Annotated in this window: 14 protein-coding genes; 11 read left to right on the top strand and 3 right to left on the bottom strand. The window is 59.5% G+C overall.

All coding sequences use genetic code 11. The features are described 5' to 3' along the window. Window positions 1-3 precede the first annotated feature (3 nt). The 9 genes from ACQZ6D_RS08445 to ACQZ6D_RS08405 all read left to right on the top strand — a co-directional run bounded on the left by ACQZ6D_RS08445 (window position 4) and on the right by ACQZ6D_RS08405 (window position 12,227). Window positions 4-1,404: an ethanolamine ammonia-lyase subunit EutB gene (locus ACQZ6D_RS08445; RefSeq protein ID WP_448730284.1), complete on the top strand. Its 1,401-nt coding sequence runs from the start codon at window positions 4-6 to the stop codon at window positions 1,402-1,404. Then, complete coding sequence (gene eutC / locus ACQZ6D_RS08440; protein WP_112178599.1) at window positions 1,404-2,180, top strand: ethanolamine ammonia-lyase subunit EutC; 777 nt, start codon at window positions 1,404-1,406, stop codon at window positions 2,178-2,180. Before ACQZ6D_RS08445 ends, eutC begins: the two co-directional genes overlap by 1 nt. A gap of 105 nt (window positions 2,181-2,285) precedes the next feature. Next, entirely contained in the window at window positions 2,286-3,683 is a 1,398-nt protein-coding gene (locus ACQZ6D_RS08435; RefSeq protein WP_448730285.1) for an FAD-dependent oxidoreductase, read from the top strand. Continuing rightward, complete coding sequence (locus tag ACQZ6D_RS08430; RefSeq protein WP_173993511.1) at window positions 3,680-4,942, top strand: NAD(P)/FAD-dependent oxidoreductase; 1,263 nt, start codon at window positions 3,680-3,682, stop codon at window positions 4,940-4,942. Before ACQZ6D_RS08435 ends, ACQZ6D_RS08430 begins: the two co-directional genes overlap by 4 nt. Continuing rightward, window positions 4,942-6,339, top strand: a complete 1,398-nt coding sequence (locus ACQZ6D_RS08425) for an FGGY family carbohydrate kinase (protein WP_112650515.1) — start codon at window positions 4,942-4,944, stop codon at window positions 6,337-6,339. The genes ACQZ6D_RS08430 and ACQZ6D_RS08425 overlap by 1 nt, the downstream gene beginning before the upstream one ends. Window positions 6,340-6,685: 346 nt before the next feature. Further along, entirely contained in the window at window positions 6,686-9,091 is a 2,406-nt protein-coding gene (locus tag ACQZ6D_RS08420; RefSeq protein ID WP_162647835.1) for a glucan 1,4-alpha-glucosidase, read from the top strand. A 36-nt stretch (window positions 9,092-9,127) separates the two neighbouring features. Then, window positions 9,128-10,132, top strand: coding sequence for a phosphogluconate dehydrogenase (NAD(+)-dependent, decarboxylating) (gnd, locus tag ACQZ6D_RS08415; protein WP_003517664.1), 1,005 nt, complete (start codon window positions 9,128-9,130; stop codon window positions 10,130-10,132). Next, on the top strand, window positions 10,129-11,514 hold the full coding sequence (gene zwf, locus ACQZ6D_RS08410) for a glucose-6-phosphate dehydrogenase (protein ID WP_081307511.1): 1,386 nt from the start codon (window positions 10,129-10,131) through the stop codon (window positions 11,512-11,514). Before gnd ends, zwf begins: the two co-directional genes overlap by 4 nt. Before the next feature lie 35 nt (window positions 11,515-11,549). Beyond that, a complete protein-coding gene (locus ACQZ6D_RS08405) occupies window positions 11,550-12,227 on the top strand; it encodes an ROK family protein (RefSeq protein ID WP_111804122.1) in 678 nt (225 codons plus the stop codon). A 66-nt stretch (window positions 12,228-12,293) separates the two neighbouring features. On the opposite strand, the gene ACQZ6D_RS08400 is transcribed toward ACQZ6D_RS08405, so the two are convergent. Beyond that, entirely contained in the window at window positions 12,294-14,072 is a 1,779-nt protein-coding gene (locus ACQZ6D_RS08400) for a diguanylate cyclase (RefSeq protein ID WP_112154487.1), read from the bottom strand. 345 nt (window positions 14,073-14,417) lie between these two features. Here ACQZ6D_RS08400 and ACQZ6D_RS08395 point away from each other — a divergent pair, with 345 nt between their 5' ends. Together ACQZ6D_RS08395 and ACQZ6D_RS08390 are read left to right on the top strand one after the other, a co-directional pair. Further along, on the top strand, window positions 14,418-16,364 hold the full coding sequence (locus tag ACQZ6D_RS08395; RefSeq protein WP_038493635.1) for an ABC transporter ATP-binding protein/permease: 1,947 nt from the start codon (window positions 14,418-14,420) through the stop codon (window positions 16,362-16,364). 231 nt (window positions 16,365-16,595) lie between these two features. Further along, window positions 16,596-17,003, top strand: a complete 408-nt coding sequence (locus ACQZ6D_RS08390) for a low affinity iron permease family protein (protein ID WP_448730286.1) — start codon at window positions 16,596-16,598, stop codon at window positions 17,001-17,003. Window positions 17,004-17,029: 26 nt separating this feature from the next. Here the strand turns inward: ACQZ6D_RS08390 and ACQZ6D_RS08385 are convergent, their stop codons facing one another. Both ACQZ6D_RS08385 and ACQZ6D_RS08380 read right to left on the bottom strand, forming a co-directional pair. Further along, window positions 17,030-17,473 (bottom strand): cyclophilin-like fold protein, encoded by a 444-nt coding sequence (locus ACQZ6D_RS08385; protein ID WP_112154437.1) that lies wholly within the window; start codon window positions 17,471-17,473, stop codon window positions 17,030-17,032. Window positions 17,474-17,498: 25 nt separating this feature from the next. Next, a complete protein-coding gene (locus ACQZ6D_RS08380; protein WP_173995222.1) occupies window positions 17,499-18,686 on the bottom strand; it encodes an MFS transporter in 1,188 nt (395 codons plus the stop codon). Window positions 18,687-18,874 lie beyond the last annotated feature (188 nt).

Genomic DNA, 18,874 nt, shown 5'->3' with positions numbered 1-18,874 from the left:
AAAATGGCTTATCGACAGATCGCAGCCGGCACGACCTATCGTTTCGACGATCTGAAAACCCTGATGGCAAAGGCGACGCCGGAAAGGTCCGGTGACCAATTGGCCGGGATCGCGGCGGAAGGGCCGGTGGAGAGACTGGCGGCGCAGATGGCGCTGGCCGATCTGCCGCTTTCCACCTTTGTTGCACAGGAATTGATCGCCTCGGACGAGGACGAGATTTCGGCCCTGATCGCGCGCCAGCACAACGCACTGGCCTTCGAGCCGGTGTCCTCTCTGACGGTTGGCGAATTTCGCGAATGGCTGCTCAATTCCAAGGTCGGGCACGCGGAACTTGAAGCGGTAAGTTGGGGTCTGACACCGGAAATGGTGGCGGCAGTCTCCAAGATCATGCGTCTGCAGGATCTCGTGACGGTATCGGCCAAACGGGAAGTCGTGACCCGTTTTCGCAACACGATTGGTCTTTCTGGCCGCCTGTCCACCCGCAACCAGCCAAATCATCCGACTGACAGTTCCCGCGGCATCGCCATCTCGGCCATTGACGGGTTGCTGCTGGGGAGCGGCGATGCGGTGATCGGTGTTAACCCGGCCACCAGCGCTGTGACGGACTATATCCGCGTCGTGCAGTTGCTTGACGATCTGCGGCAATGGCTAGACATTCCAACCCAGACCTGCTGCCTTGGCCATGTGACGACGGCTATCAAGGCGATGGAGCGCGCTGCACCCGTCGATCTGGTTTTTCAGTCGATTGCGGGTTCCCAGAAGGCCAATGCGGGCTTCGGCATTGATCTTGCCGTTCTGCGAGAGGCTCATGAGGCTGGTCAGTCGCTGAAGCGCGGAACTATCGGCAGCGACCTCATGTATTTCGAGACGGGGCAGGGGGCTGCCCTGTCGGCCGATGCGCATTTTGGTGTCGATCAGCAAACGATGGAGGCGCGTGCCTATGCGGTGGCGCGCGAATTCTCGCCGCTTCTGGTGAATACCGTCGTTGGCTTCATCGGTCCGGAATATCTCTATAATGGCAAGCAGATCATTCGCGCCGGGCTTGAAGATCATTTCTGCGGAAAGCTGCTTGGCCTGCCGATGGGTGTCGACGTCTGCTACACCAACCACGCCGATGCCGACCAGGAAGACATGGACGTGCTGCTGACCATGCTGTGCGCCGCTGATGTGAACTTCGTCATTACCGTGCCAGGCTCGGACGACGTCATGCTGAACTACCAGACGCTTTCCCATCACGATTCAATCTATGCCCGCGAAACGCTGAAGCGTCGGCCTGCGCCGGAGTTTGAGGAGTGGCTGGTGAATATGGGCGTCACGGATGCCGCCGGCCATATGATCGAGAACCCTGCGTTGATGAACCGCGGGCTTCGCGAACTTGATTTTCTTGGAGGGGACGCCGCCTGATGCGTGACCGCCGGCCCTCCCTCATCTCCAGCCCGCCGGAACGTCTCAAGGCCCTGCGTGTGGCAACCGATGCACGCGTGGCGCTCGGCCGCGCGGGTGCAAGCCCGCCCACGCGCGCGGTACAGACATTTCTGTTGGATCATGCGCAGGCGCGCCAGGCCGTGTGGCGTCCGCTGGACATTGAAAAAATGGAGCGTGACTTGCGCGCTTCGGGTGCGGATGTCGTGCATGTCGCAAGCCGCGCGCAGGACCGTGCGGATTACCTGCGCCGACCCGATCTCGGCCGTGCTCTTTCGGACGAAGGCCGTCTGGCGCTCGACGGGAAGGCCAAGGGAGCCGATGTCGCATTGGTAATCGCCGACGGGCTTTCCGCAACAGCTGTGGAGATGAATGCAGTGCCGGTGGCAACGGCGTTGCTTAATTTACTTGCAAGCAACGGATTGACGGTTGCGCCGATCACACTTGCCACGCAGGCACGGGTTGCGCTGGCGGATGATGTGGGAGCCGTCCTCGGCGCAAAGGTGGCGGTGATCCTGATTGGCGAGCGGCCGGGCCTTTCGGCAGCCGACAGTCTTGGTGCCTATGTCACCTTCAGGCCGGAGACCGGGCTGCCGGATTCCCGACGCAACTGCATTTCCAATATTCGTGATGGTGGCGTGCCGCCCGTCGAAGCGGCGGGGAAGATCATGACCCTGATTAGCGCCATGTGCCAGCAGGAGACAAGTGGCGTGACGCTGGTTGAATTCGAAAAGCCGCTGACGGCTTTGTCCGACTAGAAACAAAGCAGATCTCATTCATAGCCACTAACCGGCAAGGTGCATCGGCTCTATCCGTTGCGCCTGTTGATTTCGCTTTCGAACCACGAAAATAAAGGCAAGCCCATGGTCCAGAGCCTCTCCACAGCATTCGACGTCGCCATCATCGGTGCCGGGGTGGTCGGTTGCGCGGTTGCCCGTCGTTTCGCACTGGCTGGTGCGAAGGTCGTGATCATCGAGAAGGGGTCCGATATTCTTTCCGGGGCATCCAAGGCTAACAGCGCTATCCTCCACACCGGCTTCGATGCGCCTGAAGGCAGTCTGGAACTGGAATTGGTGAAGGCAGGCCGGGCAGAATATCTGTCCATCCACAGGCAGATTGGCCTTAGCCTCGTTGAAACCGGCGCGTTGGTCTGTGCGTGGCATCCCGACGAGGCGCAAAGCCTGGAGGCGATCGCCGAGCAGGGGCGACGCAACGGCATTGCCGAGCTCGGTCTGCTCACGGCCCGGCAAGCCAGGGAATCCATGCCCGGCTTGTCCGACCGTCTTGTCGCAGCACTCGAAGTTCCGGGTGAACATGTCATCGATCCCTGGTCCGCGCCGCTGGGCTATCTTACGCAAGCGGTGGCGCTTGGCGCGCAGCTGGTGCGCAACGCCGAAGTTCTGTCCGGTGCGTTTGATGGCGCGTGGCGGATAGAGACGACGGCGGGTCCGATTCTTGCGGCGAGCGTAGTCAATGCGGCCGGATTGTTCGGCGATATCGTCGATGCGCGGCTGGGGCTTGTCCCAGACTTCACCATCAAGCCTCGCAAGGGACAATTCGTCGTTCTCGACAAGGCCGCCCGTCGGCACGTGCCGCGCATCGTCCTGCCCGTTCCCACCGAAATCACCAAGGGCATCGTTGTGTGTCCAACCGCCTTCGGCAACGTTCTCATCGGCCCGACGGCAGAAGAACAGGATGACCGCGAGCGTGCGACGGTAGAAACGGCGGCGCTGGAAGCGCTGCTGACGCGCGGCAGGGAGATCGTTCCGGCACTCGCCTCCATTCCCGTGACCGCTATCTATGCCGGCTTGCGCCCGGCCTCCGAGAAGAAACATTACCGGATTTCCGCACGGCCGGACCGGCGCGCGATCACGCTTGGCGGCGTGCGATCCACCGGTCTCAGTGCGGCACTTGGTCTGGCGCAGCACGCTCTGGCGCTTCACGAAAGTTTCGGCACGCGCTTCATGCCCCAGCCCGCAGTGCCTCATGTGACGATGCCGAACCTGAGCGAAACCTGCGAGCGGGACTGGCAGCGCGCTGATCATGGCGAAATCGTCTGCCATTGCGAGCTTGTCACCCGCCGTGAGGTCGAGGCGACATTTTCCAGCGCGGTGCCGCCGGGTGATTTCGGAGGTTTGCGGCGGCGCACCCGCGCCGGCATGGGGCGCTGTCAGGGATTTTACTGCAACGCCCGGCTGGCCGCGATGACGGGCGACCGTCTGGCTGTACCGCTTGCGGTCCGTCCGGGAGACGATCGATGAGCTCCCGGAAGCCTTTTCAGCAGACGCAAGAAAACATTCCGGATGCAGATGTAATCGTGGTCGGCGGCGGCCCGGCGGGCGTGGCGGCAGCGCTGGAGCTGAAAGCACGCGGCGTTGCGCGTGTGACGATCCTCGAGCGTGAGCCAGCCCTTGGCGGCGCACCCCGTCATTGCACACATTCGCCTTTCGGCATGCGCGAATTCGGACGCGTTTATTTCGGCCCGGCCTATGCGCGACGTCTGCAGCGGCATGCGCAGGATGCGGGCGTTGATGTCCGCACCGGTCATTCCGTAGTGGAACTGGGACAGGACGGTACGCTGCTGGTTACGTCTGCGCGCGGCGTGGAGACGTTGAAGGCCCGGCGCATTGTGCTGGCGACCGGCGCGCGGGAAAAACCACGCTCAGCGCGGCTCCTGCCGGGCGACCGGCCGGTGGGAGTGATCACCACCGGCACGCTGCAATCCTATGTCGCCTTTCACGGCATCATGCCCTTTCGCCGGCCGCTTATCGTTGGTTCGGAACTGGTTTCCTTTTCCGCGCTTCTCACATGCCTGACGCATGGCGCGCGGCCGGTGGCGATGATCGAGCCTGAGCCGGAACCGCTGGCGCGGTCGCTTTTCCGGTGGTTTCCCCGATTGGTCGGAGTGCCTTTCCATTGCCGCGCAACACTTGTGGACATTCGTGGGAGCGGTCGTGTCGAGGAGGCCGACATCCGGCTGGCAGATGGCCGTATCCTCACCGTCAAGTGCGATGGTGTTCTCCTCACCGGGCGGTTCACGCCGGAGGCTACGCTTCTGAACGCATCCCCTGTTGATGTGGCGGCAGGCAGCGATGGCCCTACGATCGATCAGGACGGCCGGATGGCCAACCCGATGTTCTTCGCCACGGGGAACGTATTGCGGGCCGTGGAAACGGGTGGCTGGTCGTTTCGCGAAGGCCGCCGCGTGGGTGCTGCCGTTGCCGACGATCTCACCTTCGAACCCTGCAACGCAAAGGCAGTGCGTATCGCTTTCGCCGACCCGCTCAAACTCGCGGTACCCACTATGGTGCGATCGGGGGGACTTGACCGGCCGGCTTTTCCCGATTTTCAGCTGCGCTTCATCAGACGTGTTCAAGGCAGGCTTTCGCTTCATCTTGATGGAACGGAAGTGTGGAGCAAGTCCGGCCGATGGCTGCCGGAACGCCGTGTGCTTGTGCCCATTCCCCGCGCCGCCGTTGAGGCGACCCAGATTGCCTTTCACTTTCAGGAGACGAATTGATGCGCATAGCGGCGATCGATCAGGGAACGACGTCGACCCGATGCCTTGTGATAAGCGACGGTGGCACGGCGCAACTCGTCTCAAGCCTGCGTCATGCACAGTTCTATCCAAACCCCGGCCATGTGGAGCATGATCCGGAAGAGCTGTTGCGCAACATCCGCGCGGTACTGGCCGATGCCGGGCCGGTAGATGCGATCGCGATCGCCAACCAGGGCGAGAGTTGCCTGGCGTGGGATGCCGAGAGTGGGGAAGCGCTGTCGCCGGTCATCGTCTGGCAGGATGCCCGCACCGCCGAAGCCCTGGCCGCGTTGCCCCAATCGGCTGAGGAACGATCGAAAGAGATTTGCGGATTGCCGCTCGATCCCTATTTTTCGGCGAGCAAACTGTCGTGGTTGCTAAGGCACAATCCGGCGGTGGCACGGGCGAGAGCCGAAGGGCGGTTGCGCCTGGGCACCACCGACGCATTCTTTCTGGATCGGCTTGCAAGCTGTTTCCGCACCGACCTTGCAACGGCCTCGCGGACGGGACTGCTTGATCTGGCAACCGGTGCCTGGAGCCCGGAACTCTGCGCTCTTCATGGGGTGCCGCTGGATTGCCTGCCCGCAATCGGTCCTGTTAATGGCGGCTTCGGTTCCATCGAGGGAACGCCCATTCGCGTTTCCATCGTCGATCAGCAGGCGGCGCTTTATGGGCACGGTTGCCGCAAACCGGGCGATTGTAAGATAACCTTCGGCACGGGCGCCTTCCTGTTGGCCATCGCTGGTCACGAACGCCCGTTGTCGGGGGAGCTTCTGCCCACCATTGGCTGGCAAAAGCAAGGCGGCGCGGCCATTTTCGCCATAGAAGGCGGGGTTTATGACGCCGGTGCCGCGCTGGAATGGGCGCGAAAGATCGGCCTTTATGTTGACAATACCGAACTTGACGGTTTTGAGGGTTCATCGGCCGTTCGTCGTGGACTGGTGTTCGTGCCTGCATTTTCGGGCCTTGCCGCGCCATATTGGGATAGACAGGCCGTACCGCTTTTCATCGGCATGGACCACGCAACGGCGCGGAGTGACATGGTTCGCGCCCTGCTTGAGGGCATTGCCCTGCTGACGGTTCGGTTGATCGAAGCCGCGCAGACTTTCGTTCCCATCGGCGATACGATTTCGATAGATGGCGGCCTGTCGAACAGTCGCTATTTCGCCCGTTTCCTGGCCGCTGCCAGTGGTCGGACCATCTGCGTTCCGGCCATGCGCGAGTTGACGGCGCTTGGTCTCGCGGAACTGTGCGATATCGATGTCACCGCCATGCGAAAAAATGCCGAGATATTCAAACCCGACGGATCGGTCGAAGAAGCGGATCACGCTCGCTTTGCACGCGCCATAGGCAATGCGAGGGGCTGGTCGGGCGGTTGATGTCCACTTGGAATAGCCGGTTCATCGGCAATATCGGTGTGATCCACAACGGCCGCCCGCTCTAGCGGCGGCTTGGTGGCTTAGCGTGTTGGTCCTGCAACCCAAAACCTCCAACGCGCGGCGCGGCTTAAATTACCAAATCTTTAGTTGTGTACCAGTTCGCCAATACCTAGCTTTATGGCGAGGCTGCATCCGTTGTGGATATGAGCAAGGAACCGGTAAGCCCGTTTCCTGTTGTTATCCAGGAACAGAGCCTTGGTTCAAGGTCGAGATACCCCGTCATGACTGTTCAGGACTGCAATTCGCGCCACTTTCGCCTGCCTCATCAGCGTAACCGAGACATCTCATGATGCGCACCGGACTGGATTTTGCACCGGGCGCGCCTGGCATAGAAGCGCGCTGGACGTCGAGCGCCAAAAACGGGGTCGGCACTGCGCTGTCGGAAGCATCGCCTATCTGGTTCACGCTCAGCCACGGCATTCTGAACGAGGTCTATTATCCGAGGATAGACAGTGCCTGCACCCGCGATCTCGGTTTTGTTGTCACTGGGCCTGAGGGTTACTTTTCGGAAGAAAAACGCGACTGCGTATCCGTTACCCGCCCTTTTAAAAGTGGAATTCCGGCATTTCACATTACCAATACGGCGACGGATGGCTCGTTCAGAATTGAGAAACAGGTGATCAGCGATCCCGCGCGGGCCAGTGTTCTTCAGCAGCTTTCGTTCATTCCCCTGAAGGGACAAATTTCGGATTATCGCGTGACTGCGCTGCTGGCACCTCATCTCGTCAATGCAGGCAATCTTAATTCGGCTTGGATTGGCGACTATGAGGGACATCAGGTCCTCTTCGCGACCGGCCGTTCACGATATCTTGCGCTTGTCTGCGATCTGCCCTGGCGGGCAGTCAGCGCCGGTTTCGTGGGTGTTTCCGATGGTTGGCAGCAGTTGCATCGGCACGGACGCATCGTTGAAGAGTACCAGCGAGCCGATGACGGAAATGTCTCGCTGGCAGGTGAGATCGACTTCAGTGATGTCAATGGCGCGGCAACATTGGCGCTCGGCTTTGGCGAGACGGAATATGAAGCGGCTGCGGCGGCCGTTTACAGTCTGAAGCATGGCTTTGAACGGGCGCACGAGGCCTACGTTGCCAACTGGCGCAATTGGCAAGACCGGCTGGAAACGCTCGACCGCGATACGCATCACGGCATCAATTCCTATCGGGTGTCGACAGCAGTGCTCGCCGCACATCGTGCCGCCGACCGACCGGGCGCTGTTGTTGCAAGCCTGTCGATCCCTTGGGGAGCATCGAAGAGCGATGACGATCTCGGTGGTTATCACCTGGTCTGGCCGCGCGATCTGGTGGAAGCGGCCGGCGGATTTCTGGCGGCCGGCGATCACCACGAGGCGCTGGCGATCCTCAATTATCTTCGTCAGGTGCAGCAGCCATCGGGCCGCTGGCCGCAAAATCTCTGGCTGGATGGCAAACCCTATTGGCCAGGCGTCCAGATGGATGAATGCGCCTTTCCGATCCTGCTGGCGGATATGCTGCATCGACATGGTCACCTGGATCATGCCACGCGGGCGGATTTTATGCCGATGATCCACCGCGCCGCAGCCTATATTCTGGCAAACGGTCCGACGACCGGGGAGGACAGGTGGGAAGAGGATGCCGGCTACAGTCCCTTCACCCTTGCCGTCGAGATCGCTGCGCTGCTTGCCGCTGCCGACCTTATCGATATGGACGGTGATGCTGCCGAAGCCGTTCATCTACGGGAAACGGCTGATTGCTGGAACGAGCAGATCGAACAATGGACCTTTGCCGGTGACGAGACATTCTGCGCCGCGCTTGGCATTTCCGGCCACTATGTTCGCATCGCTTCGCCTGACGCGACCGATGTAGCTCGACCAGTCGGCGATACGCCCATCCGCAACCAGACGCCGGACCGTTCCACGCTGCCGACCAGCGATGTCATCAGCCCCGATGCGCTTGCCCTAGTTCGCTTCGGCCTGCGCGCGCCTGACGATCCGCATATTCTCGCGACGATCAAAGCAATGGACCATTGCCTGCGTGCCGATCTGCCGCAGGGGCCTGTATGGTATAGATATACGGGCGATGGATATGGTGAGCACGCCGATGGAGCAGCATTCGACGGCACCGGGCAGGGGCGGCCATGGCCGCTTTTGACCGGCGAACGCGCCCATTACGAGCTTGCTGCGGGAAGGCGGGAGGTGGCCGAAGCGCTGCTGGTAACGCTGGAGAAATCGGCCGGTGGGAACGGCCTTTTCCCCGAGCAGCTCTGGGACCAGCCCGACCTTCCCGAATACGAGCTTTTCTACGGCCAGCCCTCAGGAAGTGCGATGCCGCTGGTCTGGGCGCATGCTGAACATATCAAACTTCTGCGGTCGCTTGCCGATGGTTCCGTTTTCGACATGCCGCCGCAGGGGGTGGAACGCTACATCCTCAACAAGACGCCGTCGCACCTTCGGATCTGGTGTTTCAATAACAAGATTGCCGGGATGCCGGCCGGCAAGATGTTGCGGCTCGAACTGACGGATGATGCTGTCGTGCACTGGAGTGCGGATGGCTGGGTGACGACCAGCGACACCAGAACGATTGCTTCCGGCCTTGGCACATATTTCGTCGACTTGCCCGTTCAGGATATGGCGGCGGGCGACGCAATCGTTTTTACTTTCTTTTGGCCAAACACAGGGAATTGGGAAAACCAGGATTTCACCGTTCGCCTCGGCGAATGAAGTACATATCGCGCATTGGACAAATGGAGTGTCAGCATGCAGATCGGAATGGTTGGGCTTGGACGAATGGGCGCAAACATGGTGCGCCGTCTTCTGAAACAGGGTCATGATTGCGTGGTCTTCGACGTCAATCTCGACAATGTCGCAGCATTGGTGAAGGAAGGCGCAGTTGGCGCGAGCTCGCCAGACGACCTGGTCGCGAAGCTGTCACCGCCACGCGCCGTCTGGCTAATGCTGCCGGCGGCAATAACGCCGAAAATTGCTCGTGACTTTGCCGCCAGACTGCAGGCGGGCGATGCCATCATCGATGGCGGCAACTCCTTCTACCGGGATGCCATCGATTTGGCGGCGGAATTTGCGCCCCGTAGCATCGACTTCATCGACACCGGTACATCCGGTGGCGTCTGGGGTCTGGAGCGCGGCTATTCTCTGATGATCGGTGGTCCGTTGGGTGCCGTGCAGCGGCTCGATCCGATTTTTGCTTCGCTTGCTCCCGGTGCGGGCCAGGGCATCGCGGCCGATCCCGTCACCGGCACGGCGCCAATGGGATATTTGCATTGCGGACCGTCAGGCGCAGGGCATTTCGTCAAGATGGTTCACAATGGCATCGAATACGGTGTCATGGCGGCCTATGCGGAAGGCCTGAATATCTTGAAGGCCGCGAATGCCGGCACGCAGCACCGGGAGGCCGATGCGGAAACGGCGCCGCTCGCCCACCCGCAATATTACCAGTTCGACATCGATCTTCCTGCCGTGACGGAGGTCTGGCGGCATGGGTCCGTCATCGGCTCGTGGTTGCTCGATCTGACGGCGGAGGCGCTGAAGCAGGACCCTCATCTCGACCAGTATGGCGGGCGGGTGTCAGATTCAGGCGAAGGGCGCTGGACCCTTCAGGCGGCCGTCGAAACGGGTGTTCCTGCGCCTGTTTTGGCTTCCGCCCTGTTCGAGCGCTTCTCCTCACGCGGTGAGGCGGAGTTTGCCGGCAAGGTACTCTCGGCGATGCGCAATGCCTTTGGTGGCCATCTGGAAAAAGCAAAATGAGGGCGCCGGCCATGGACAAGCAGCGATCGGACGTGCTCGTGGTGTTCGGTGCCACGGGCGACCTTGCCTACAAAATGATCTTTCCTTCCCTTTACGCCATGGTGAAACGCGGCGCGCTTCAAACGCCAGTCATCGGTGTCGCCTTCGATGACTGGTCGCGCGATCAGCTGATCGCAAGGGCGCGCGACGCGGTTACCAGCCACGTCGACAAGATCGATGAAGCCGTCTTCGAAAAATTCGCTTCTCAACTGCATTACGTGTCCGGCGACTACCGAAACGAGGCGACATTCGAAAAGCTGCGCGCCGCACTCGGTGACCACGGTCATCCGCTTTATTACCTCGCCATTCCGCCGTCACTGTTTGAAACCGTCGTGACCGGGCTTGATAAGGCCGGGATAGCCGCCTCGGCACGATTGATGGTGGAAAAACCGTTTGGCCGCGATCTCGCCACGGCGGAGGCGCTGAACCAGTCGCTGCACGCGGTTTTCGAAGAGGACGCCATTTTTCGCATCGACCATTTTCTCGGCAAGGAGGCGATTCAGAACCTTCTTTATTTCCGGTTCGCGAATGCTTTTCTTGAACCGGTCTGGAACCGCGATCATGTTGAAAGCGTGCAGATCACCATGGCCGAGGATTTTGGCATCAAGGGACGTGGAAAGTTTTATGACGAGGTTGGATGCATCCGGGATGTGATCCAGAACCATCTCATCAACGTGCTGTTGCTACTGGCCATGGAGCCACCGGCAACAAGCGCTTCGGATGATCTTGTCGATGAGAAAGTGCAGATCCTCAAAGCCATGCCACCGCTCAGCCGCGAGGATGTTGTGCGTGGCCAGTTCGACGGTTATCTCGATGAACCCGGCGTTGCGCCCGGCTCAAGCCGCGAGACCTTTGCCGCCGTGCGGTTTCGCGTGGCCACATGGCGCTGGAACGGCGTGCCTTTTTTCATCCGCGCCGGAAAGAACCTGCCTGCCCATGCAACCGAAGTTGTGGTGCGTTTCAAGCGGCCGCCGATAGCGCTTTTCGGCGATGTTGAGGCGGCGGCCGCAAATTATGTGCGCTTCCGGCTCGGGCCAGATATCGCCATCGGCATTGGCGCGCGCCGCAAGGCTGCCGGGGACGGTATGCTCGGCGAGGCGGTGGAACTGGGTGCTGTCGATGACGGCATCGGCGACATGGCGCCTTATGAACGGCTGATCGGCGATGCGATGGCGGGCGAACGCCAGCTTTTCACCCGTCAGGATGCGGCAGAACTTGCATGGAAAATCGTTGAGCCCATTCTCGACGACCCGGCGGTGCCGCCACGCTATGCCGTAGGAAGCTGGGGTCCGGTCGAGATGGAGAGTTTCGCGCCGCCTGGCGGTTGGGTTGATCCGGAGTGACGCCCATGCCGGCAAATACCACGGACGGTAGTTCAATGACACAGGATCGGATCGTTCTAGCGATCGATATCGGCGGCAGCCACGTCAAGATCCGCTCAAGTGCCGGTGGCGACGAGCGCAAGGTCGAAAGCGGCAAGGCGATGACCGGGCCAGAAATGGTCATTGCCGTAACCGCCATGGCGAAAGACATGACCTATGACGTCATCGCCATGGGATATCCCGGTCCGGTCGTCCACAACAAACCGCTTCGCGAACCGGTCAATCTGGGTACAGGCTGGGTCGGTTATGATTACGCCGGCGCTTTCCGCTGCCCCGTTCGTATCGTTAACGATGCGCTGATGCAGGCAATCGGCTCCTATCAGGGCGGGCGCATGTTGTTTCTCGGTCTCGGAACAGGCCTGGGAGCTGCGATGATCGTCGAAAACGTGGCCCAGCCGATGGAGATCGCTCATCTTCCCTATCGGAAGGGCAAAACGTACGAGCACTATCTCCGAGAGGCGTATCGCGAAGAGAAGGGCAATGCCAAATGGCAAAAGCGCGTCACTGATGTCGTAGAGCGTCTGACTGCCGCCCTTGAACCGGATGAGGTGGTCATCGGCGGCGGTAATGTCGAAAAACTCGATACCCTGCCGCCCCGATGCCGCCGCGGAGACAATGCGCTTGCTTTCGAAGGCGGATTCCAGCTGTGGAAGAACCCGAACCTCATCGTCTAGCCGGTCAAATATGCCAGGTCGGCTGCTGCGTCGATAACCACGCAATCGGCGCGGCGGAGCCTCTACCTAATCGGTTGGAGGCTTCTCGGCCGACACCCACTTGTTCCGGCCTGTCTGCTTAGCGCTCAAAAGCGCAGCGTCCGCGCGTTCCAGGACGCTGCTCACGGTTCCGGCGCCCGGTGATGTTGCGATACCGATGGATATGGTGATCGAGTCAAGCAGACGGCCCCGGTAGGTGAAAGGTGCGCGCTCGACCGCGTGCCGGAGTTTCTCCGCAACCTTGATGGCATCTTCAATGCCCCCAGCCGGCATGAGCACGGTGAATTCCTCGCCGCCGAAACGGAATAGTTCACCCAGATCGCCGACAGCTTCCGAAAGCACCTGGGCGACATATTGCATCACCGCATCTCCGGCATCATGGCCAAACCGGTCATTGAAGCGCTTGAAATGGTCGATGTCGAGCATCAGACATGCAAGCGAATTGGTTGGCTTTTCAATATGCCTGTTCAGCGTCTCATCAAGCGATCGACGGTTCAAAAGACCGGTCAGGGCGTCTTGCCGTGCCATGCCAACCAGCCGCTGCCGAAGCTGGAGGTTTGCAACGGCAAGGCCTATATTTTCGGCGAGGAGTTCGAGATATAGCCGCTCTAACTCCAGCGTCTCGCTACTCTGCGGAATTTCGAGATACAGTAAGCCGACGGTGTCGCCCAATGCGGTGAGTGGTATGCACAGGCCTGTTCCGAAACTGCCATGTAGGTGATGGCAGACAACATCGTCTCCGCCCGGGTTGCTGGCGTGGGGACGTCCGCGACGGAGAGCCCAGCAATCGTCTATCGAAAATTCCGGGGCGGAAAACGAAGGATCGGACCATTGTCCGGTCGATTGGAGAACCGAACTGTTTTCCTTGAGAACAAGCAGGCGGCCGGCAATGGCCGGGAAAATTTGCGGCATGAATTTCGAAACGACGTCGGACAATTCTTCCTGATTCTGGCAGGCCTGAATCCGATGCATCATCTGCAGGATCAGGTCCTTGATGCGTTGATTCCTGCGGTGCTCCGCGTCAAGCCGTTCCCGTTCCAGCCCGTTGCTGCGGAAGATCCTGATAGCCTGGTTCATTTCACCGATTTCGTCACGCCGGCCTTCGTCGGGCAGGTCGATACTGTAATCCTGCCGGGCAAGGCGCGTGACGATGTTGCTCATTTTGATAAGCGGCAAGGCAACGCGTCTGCTGAGGACAAAATAGAGTACGGCCACAAACATCAGGGCGGTGAGCGCAAGCATCACCTTCGCGATCGATCCGTAGAAATCGCTTCGGTCTTTAGCCTGGTCAACCATCGCCTGCGAGCGGGCCGCAATGGCTTCTCTCAGCGTCGCGACGGTTGTCAGCAGGTCCGTATGCAGTCGATAGTGCTCATCGCCGAACAGGACCTGCTGTGCATCGTTCTGGCGGCCGGATCGATAGAAACCGATTGCATCGCGCTCCATCTTGTCCAGTGCGTCGGCGCTCTTTCGGATTTCCTGAAATGAGCCTGCCTCTTGCGGCGAAACACCAAGAGCTGCGAGTTTGTCCAGGGTGTTTTCAAGGTGCTTTTCCTGATCTTCGTCGACGTAGAATTTTGCGAGATGTTGCTCGTCGCCCCGCATGACGTAAAGACGCGCCTCCTCGGTGCGCTCGTCCGCAATGATCGCCAGTTCTTCGGCGAGATCGGTCAGTTCGAGATGATTCTGGATTGCCACCCGCTCTTGAGAAGCGCTTCTGGCCGATAGAATGAATGTGGTCGCCGATACTGTCGTGAGCACGAGGGTGACAGCATAAGCCAGGTTCGTGATGGTACTAAGTCGCATGATGGCGCCGTATACTTGCCGCACGGCATGGAAACCGGGTGCGGCGGGGTCCAATTTCAGATTCTGCTTATGTTAGGCCATCTCGTCAAACGGGAAGTCAACACGCGGTTAACCGTCAATATGATCTGTCGCATCGCGGGCCAAGTCAGGCACCCCATGGCGATGCACCTGGACCGTCTCCACCAACGGTCACAATATCCGCCAGCGCGATTCCGGTATGTCGGCAGCGGGTCAGAAAGCCATGTATTTAGAGGCTTTTGAAAAGCCCCGCGCAGCAACGGAATTATATTTCACGACGCATCACAAAGCCGTGAAACCTTTCGACGCATCGTTCGTTTAGCGCCCATGATCGATAATGACGCAGGACCGAAGCCGGTCGTTGGTGCCGACGAGACTGGCACCCAAACCGCATCCGAAAACGATGCCCATGAAAACGATGATCCGCTCCCGCCTGAGGAGATGGAACCTGCTTTGGGTTTGACGCCGGAGGAGGCCGAGGAGGCTCGCAGGAAATATCTGCTGAAGCGTTTCTGGATCAGCGCGCGAGGGTTCTGGAGCCGTCGCGGCGATCGGCTGGCCTGGCTGTTTTCGCTGGGGCTTCTGGCTATGATCGGCATAAATGTCGGCTTCCAGTATGGCATCAACGTCTGGAATCGCGGGATTTTTGACGCCATTGAGAAACGCGACGCCTCGACGGTCTATTTTCTCGGATCCGTCTTTCCGCTGCTCGTCCTGGGAAGTGTCTTTATCGTGACCTCGCAGGTCTATGTCAGGATGCGCATTCAGCGGCGCTGGCGTTCCTGGCTGACAAAGTCGCTCGTTGGAAGATGGATTGCGAATGGCCGCTATTATCAGCTCAATTTGATCGATGGTGACCATCAAAACCCCGAGGCAAGGCTCTCGGAGGATATGCGTATTGCCACCGAGGCGCCCGTGGATTTTGTTTCAGGTGTCATCGCTGCATTCGTGTCTGCCTCTACCTTTATCGTTGTCTTGTGGACGATTGGTGGGGCTCTCACGGTCTCCATCGCGGGTGTCTGGATCACGATCCCCGGCTTTCTCGTGATTGCTGCTGTTATCTACGCAATCATCACATCCAGTTCCATCGCCTTCATTGCCCGGAACTTCGTCAAGGTTTCTGAAGTCAAGAACCAGGTTGAAGCGGAGTTTCGCTACACGCTTACGCGCGTCAGGGAGAATGGTGAGAGCATCGCCCTGCTTGGCGGCGAAGACGAGGAGCGCAGCGATCTGGACAAGCGCTTCGGCAATGTCCGGCGGCAGTGGCGTCTCATGGCGCAGCAATACATGCGCACCACCGTCGTATCGAATGGATCGATGTTGATTGCCCCCGTCGTACCGGTTCTGTTGTGCGCGCCGAAGTTTCTCGATGGAAGCATGTCTCTTGGCGAGGTAATGCAGGCTGCTTCCGCTTTCACCATTGTCCAATCCGCATTTGGCTGGCTGGTCGACAACTATCCCCGTCTGGCCGACTGGAATGCCTGCGCGCGACGTGTGGCCTCCCTGATGATGTCGCTCGATGGCCTGGAGCGCGCCGAAAAGAGCGACACTCTCGGTCGGATCGTGCGAGGCGAAACGGAAGGCGAGACAATACTCAGCCTCAAGGATGTGTCCGTTTCTCTCGGTGACGGAACGGCCGTCGTCAAGGAGACGGATGTCGAGATCGGCGCGGGTGAGAGAGTGCTTGTCGCGGGGGAATCGGGCTCGGGCAAAAGCACACTGGTTCGGGCCATTTCCGGTCTCTGGCCATGGGGTGGAGGCAGCGTCAATTTTCGCGCCGGCAGCCGATTGTTCATGCTGCCGCAGCGGCCGTATATTCCGGCCGGCACGCTACGTCGGGCGGTCTGCTATCCGCAACCGGCCGAGAGCTGGACGCCGGAAGAGATCGGGGCCGCTCTCGACAAGGTCGGTCTGGGTCAACTCAAGGACAAGATTGAAGACGAGGCGCCGTGGGACCAGACCTTATCAGGTGGCGAAAAACAACGGCTGACCTTCGCACGCCTGTTGCTGAACGCCCCCGACATCATCGTTATGGACGAGGCGACGGCGGCTCTGGACGAGAAAAGTCAGGACAAGATGATGCAGACGGTAATTGATGAGCTACCCGATGCGACGATCGTAAGTGTAGCGCATCGTGCCGAACTGGAAGCGTTTCATAGCCGGAAGATCACATTGGAACGGCGGGAGGGGGGCGCAAAGCTTGTCAGCGATATCGATCTCATTCCTCGCAAGGCGAGAGGCTCCATGCTTCGGAGAATAGTCAAGCGGAGGTGATGGCACCGACGCTTGTGCTGACCTGCTTGAATGCCGGGGTAGGAGAGTTGGTGGCCGCCTCATTGTCGTTGGGGAGAATTCACCGACCAGTTTGGCGCAAACGACCACAAACGAGGGCTTGCGGCGGATCGAAGTGTAAATCGGAACTTCTGCTGTCACGGCACCCCGGAACAATCGTGCATTTTGTTGGTTGGTTGGCATCCCTAAAATGGCAACAAGGGGCAGCGTGTTATGAATAAATTCTTCACTCGCTTCGCAAGCGCTATAGCTTCATTTTCCGGCTCTCCAACGGCTTTCATGGTGGCTCTCGGAACCGTGCTCGTCTGGGGGATCAGCGGACCGCTTTTTGGGTTTTCGGAGGTCTGGCAACTGGTCATCAATACGGGTACGACCATTGTCACCTTCCTGATGATTTTCCTCGTGCAGAATTCACAGAACAGGGATTCCGCAGCGATGGAAGCAAAACTGGACGAGCTGCTGCGGGCGGTGGAGCAGGCGCGCGGTGACTTCATTGGGATCGAGCACCTCACGGAAGAGGAAATCGAAAAGATTCGTGCACGTCTAGAAAGGGAAAGCGGACCCGATAGCGATAAGCCGGCACCCCATCATACCATGGCCCGCTTGCTTTCCCGACGTTAGTGGCATTTACCTTTGGCAGGCGCGTGTCAGTCCCGCTCTATGCGCAGAGAGAATTCGCCTCGGGTCAAAAGTGGCTCGAAGCCGTCATCGAAGCGTCCGAGGCGGATCAGCCCTTTCGAGTATCGGTAGCTGTCGTAGTAGAAGACCAGATTACCCCATGGCGCGTAATAAGCGATGTCGCCGGGACGTGCGTTATCGAACGGCGTGTCCGTGACCTGCGTCAACTTTCGAGGCAGATATGCGATTTTCTCGTTGGTCGAATAGTCTTCGATCGTGAGATCGAGCGGCAGCATTTTCATGAGCTCGCGTGCCGACGGGTTGTCAAACAAGGTCGCGGTCATGCTGTGACCACCAAAGGCCATTCGGAAACTCATCAAGGATACCTCCGTTTTTGTTGCCTGACCGAACAATGCGGACGGGAAAGCTGTGGCCGCGGTAGCCAGCCCAAGAAATAGACGCCGGTCGATCATTGGAATGCTCCCATGCCGAACTGCTTTACGAGGATATTCTCGATGATTTGAATGCCAGCGCTGACGCGGCCAGGAGCAAACCTGCGCTTGCCAGGAAAGTCATGCGGTAGCCGGATGCGTCGTAAAGAAATCCGCCCACTATCGCACCGGCTGATATCGCAAGCTGGATGACCGCAACCATGAGACCACCTCCGGCTTCCGCATCCTGCGGCAGTGAGCGGGCGAGCCACGCCCACCAACCCACTGGCGCCGCAGTGGCGATCATTCCCCAGACCGCAAGCGCTATCGCCGCGACAGGGAGAGTGTTGCCGAAGGCAACAAGTATCACGGCCGTCACCGCCATCAGAGCCGGGATGACGATCAGAACGCGATACAGGCGGTTGGCGAGAAAGTAACCGATAAGGCTGGTGCCAACGATGCCGGCAACTCCGATGCCCAGAAGAATGAAGGTGAGTACCGAGATATCTACTCGTGTCACAGTTTCGAGAAACGGGCGGACATAGGTGAACAGCGTGAACTGGCCCATGAAGAAGACCGAGACCGATGCCATGCCGATAGCGATCAAAGGACGGTTCAGTAGCCTGAATGCATTCTTTGACGTTTTCCCGGGGAGGGGCTTCATGGAAGGGAGGCTTGCCAGCTGCCACAGGAATGCGATCGCCGCGACGGGGACGACAGTGAAGAAGGCACCTCGCCAACCGATGATCGATCCGAGAAACGCGCCGAGCGGAGGAGCAACGACAGTTGCCAGCGCGTTACCGCTGTTAAAGATTGCAAGCGCTCGGGGAACGAGATGCTCCGGTACAAGACGCATGGCGGTCGCCACCGATATGGACCAGAACCCACCGATCACTATCCCGATGAGCGCGCGCCCGACCATGAATATTTCATAGTTCGGTGCGATCGCCACGGTCACGCCAGAAAGGGCCATCAGTGCCGTCAGAGCAAGCAACAGCAGCTTACGGTCCCACTCTCCCGCGAGATACGAGACAAAGAGGCTCGTGACGACGGCGAAAGCGCCGGAGATCGCGATCGAATGTCCGGCCGATCCTTCGCTGATGCGCAGTTCATCCGCGATCGGCGTCAGCAGGCTGAGAGGCATGAATTCAGACGCGATCAGGGCGAAAACGCAGAGCGTCATCGCCAACACACCGCCCCAGTTTGCGGATCGGGATCTGGCTTCCCCTGTGGAAATTGTAGTTTCTATCGACATGGTACGGCAGCTTTTCTTGGCTATTTCTTCAACGGTCTTCCGCTGCTGATGGGAGGCAGCGAGGTGAACATAAGTCATGAAGCATCTTGCAATAAGCCGCCTGTCACGGGATGCAGTCATGAACGATGCTCATCAAAGGGTCTTGTTTAGCCGCGCCCGGCCTGCTTGCGTATTATCTACGTCGATGC

It is taken from the genome of Agrobacterium sp. 22-3639C2 (genome assembly GCF_053522105.1).
Note: the sequence above shows the minus strand (reverse complement) of the source record. Positions and strands in the feature narration are given on the sequence as shown.

Bases quoted from the DNA above. Each gene is read 5' to 3' on its own strand.
- ACQZ6D_RS08420 (WP_162647835.1), top strand. From the start codon at position 6,686: ATGATGCGCACCGGACTGGATTTTGCACCGGGCGCGCCTGGCATAGAA.
- ACQZ6D_RS08385 (WP_112154437.1), bottom strand. From the start codon at position 17,473: ATGATCGACCGGCGTCTATTTCTTGGGCTGGCTACCGCGGCCACAGCT.
- ACQZ6D_RS08425 (WP_112650515.1), top strand. From the start codon at position 4,942: ATGCGCATAGCGGCGATCGATCAGGGAACGACGTCGACCCGATGCCTT.
- gnd (WP_003517664.1), top strand. From the start codon at position 9,128: ATGCAGATCGGAATGGTTGGGCTTGGACGAATGGGCGCAAACATGGTG.
- zwf (WP_081307511.1), top strand. From the start codon at position 10,129: ATGAGGGCGCCGGCCATGGACAAGCAGCGATCGGACGTGCTCGTGGTG.
- ACQZ6D_RS08395 (WP_038493635.1), top strand. From the start codon at position 14,418: ATGATCGATAATGACGCAGGACCGAAGCCGGTCGTTGGTGCCGACGAG.
- ACQZ6D_RS08430 (WP_173993511.1), top strand. From the start codon at position 3,680: ATGAGCTCCCGGAAGCCTTTTCAGCAGACGCAAGAAAACATTCCGGAT.
- ACQZ6D_RS08445 (WP_448730284.1), top strand. From the start codon at position 4: ATGGCTTATCGACAGATCGCAGCCGGCACGACCTATCGTTTCGACGAT.
- ACQZ6D_RS08435 (WP_448730285.1), top strand. From the start codon at position 2,286: ATGGTCCAGAGCCTCTCCACAGCATTCGACGTCGCCATCATCGGTGCC.
- ACQZ6D_RS08380 (WP_173995222.1), bottom strand. From the start codon at position 18,686: ATGTCGATAGAAACTACAATTTCCACAGGGGAAGCCAGATCCCGATCC.
- ACQZ6D_RS08400 (WP_112154487.1), bottom strand. From the start codon at position 14,072: ATGCGACTTAGTACCATCACGAACCTGGCTTATGCTGTCACCCTCGTG.
- ACQZ6D_RS08390 (WP_448730286.1), top strand. From the start codon at position 16,596: ATGAATAAATTCTTCACTCGCTTCGCAAGCGCTATAGCTTCATTTTCC.
- ACQZ6D_RS08405 (WP_111804122.1), top strand. From the start codon at position 11,550: ATGACACAGGATCGGATCGTTCTAGCGATCGATATCGGCGGCAGCCAC.
- eutC (WP_112178599.1), top strand. From the start codon at position 1,404: ATGCGTGACCGCCGGCCCTCCCTCATCTCCAGCCCGCCGGAACGTCTC.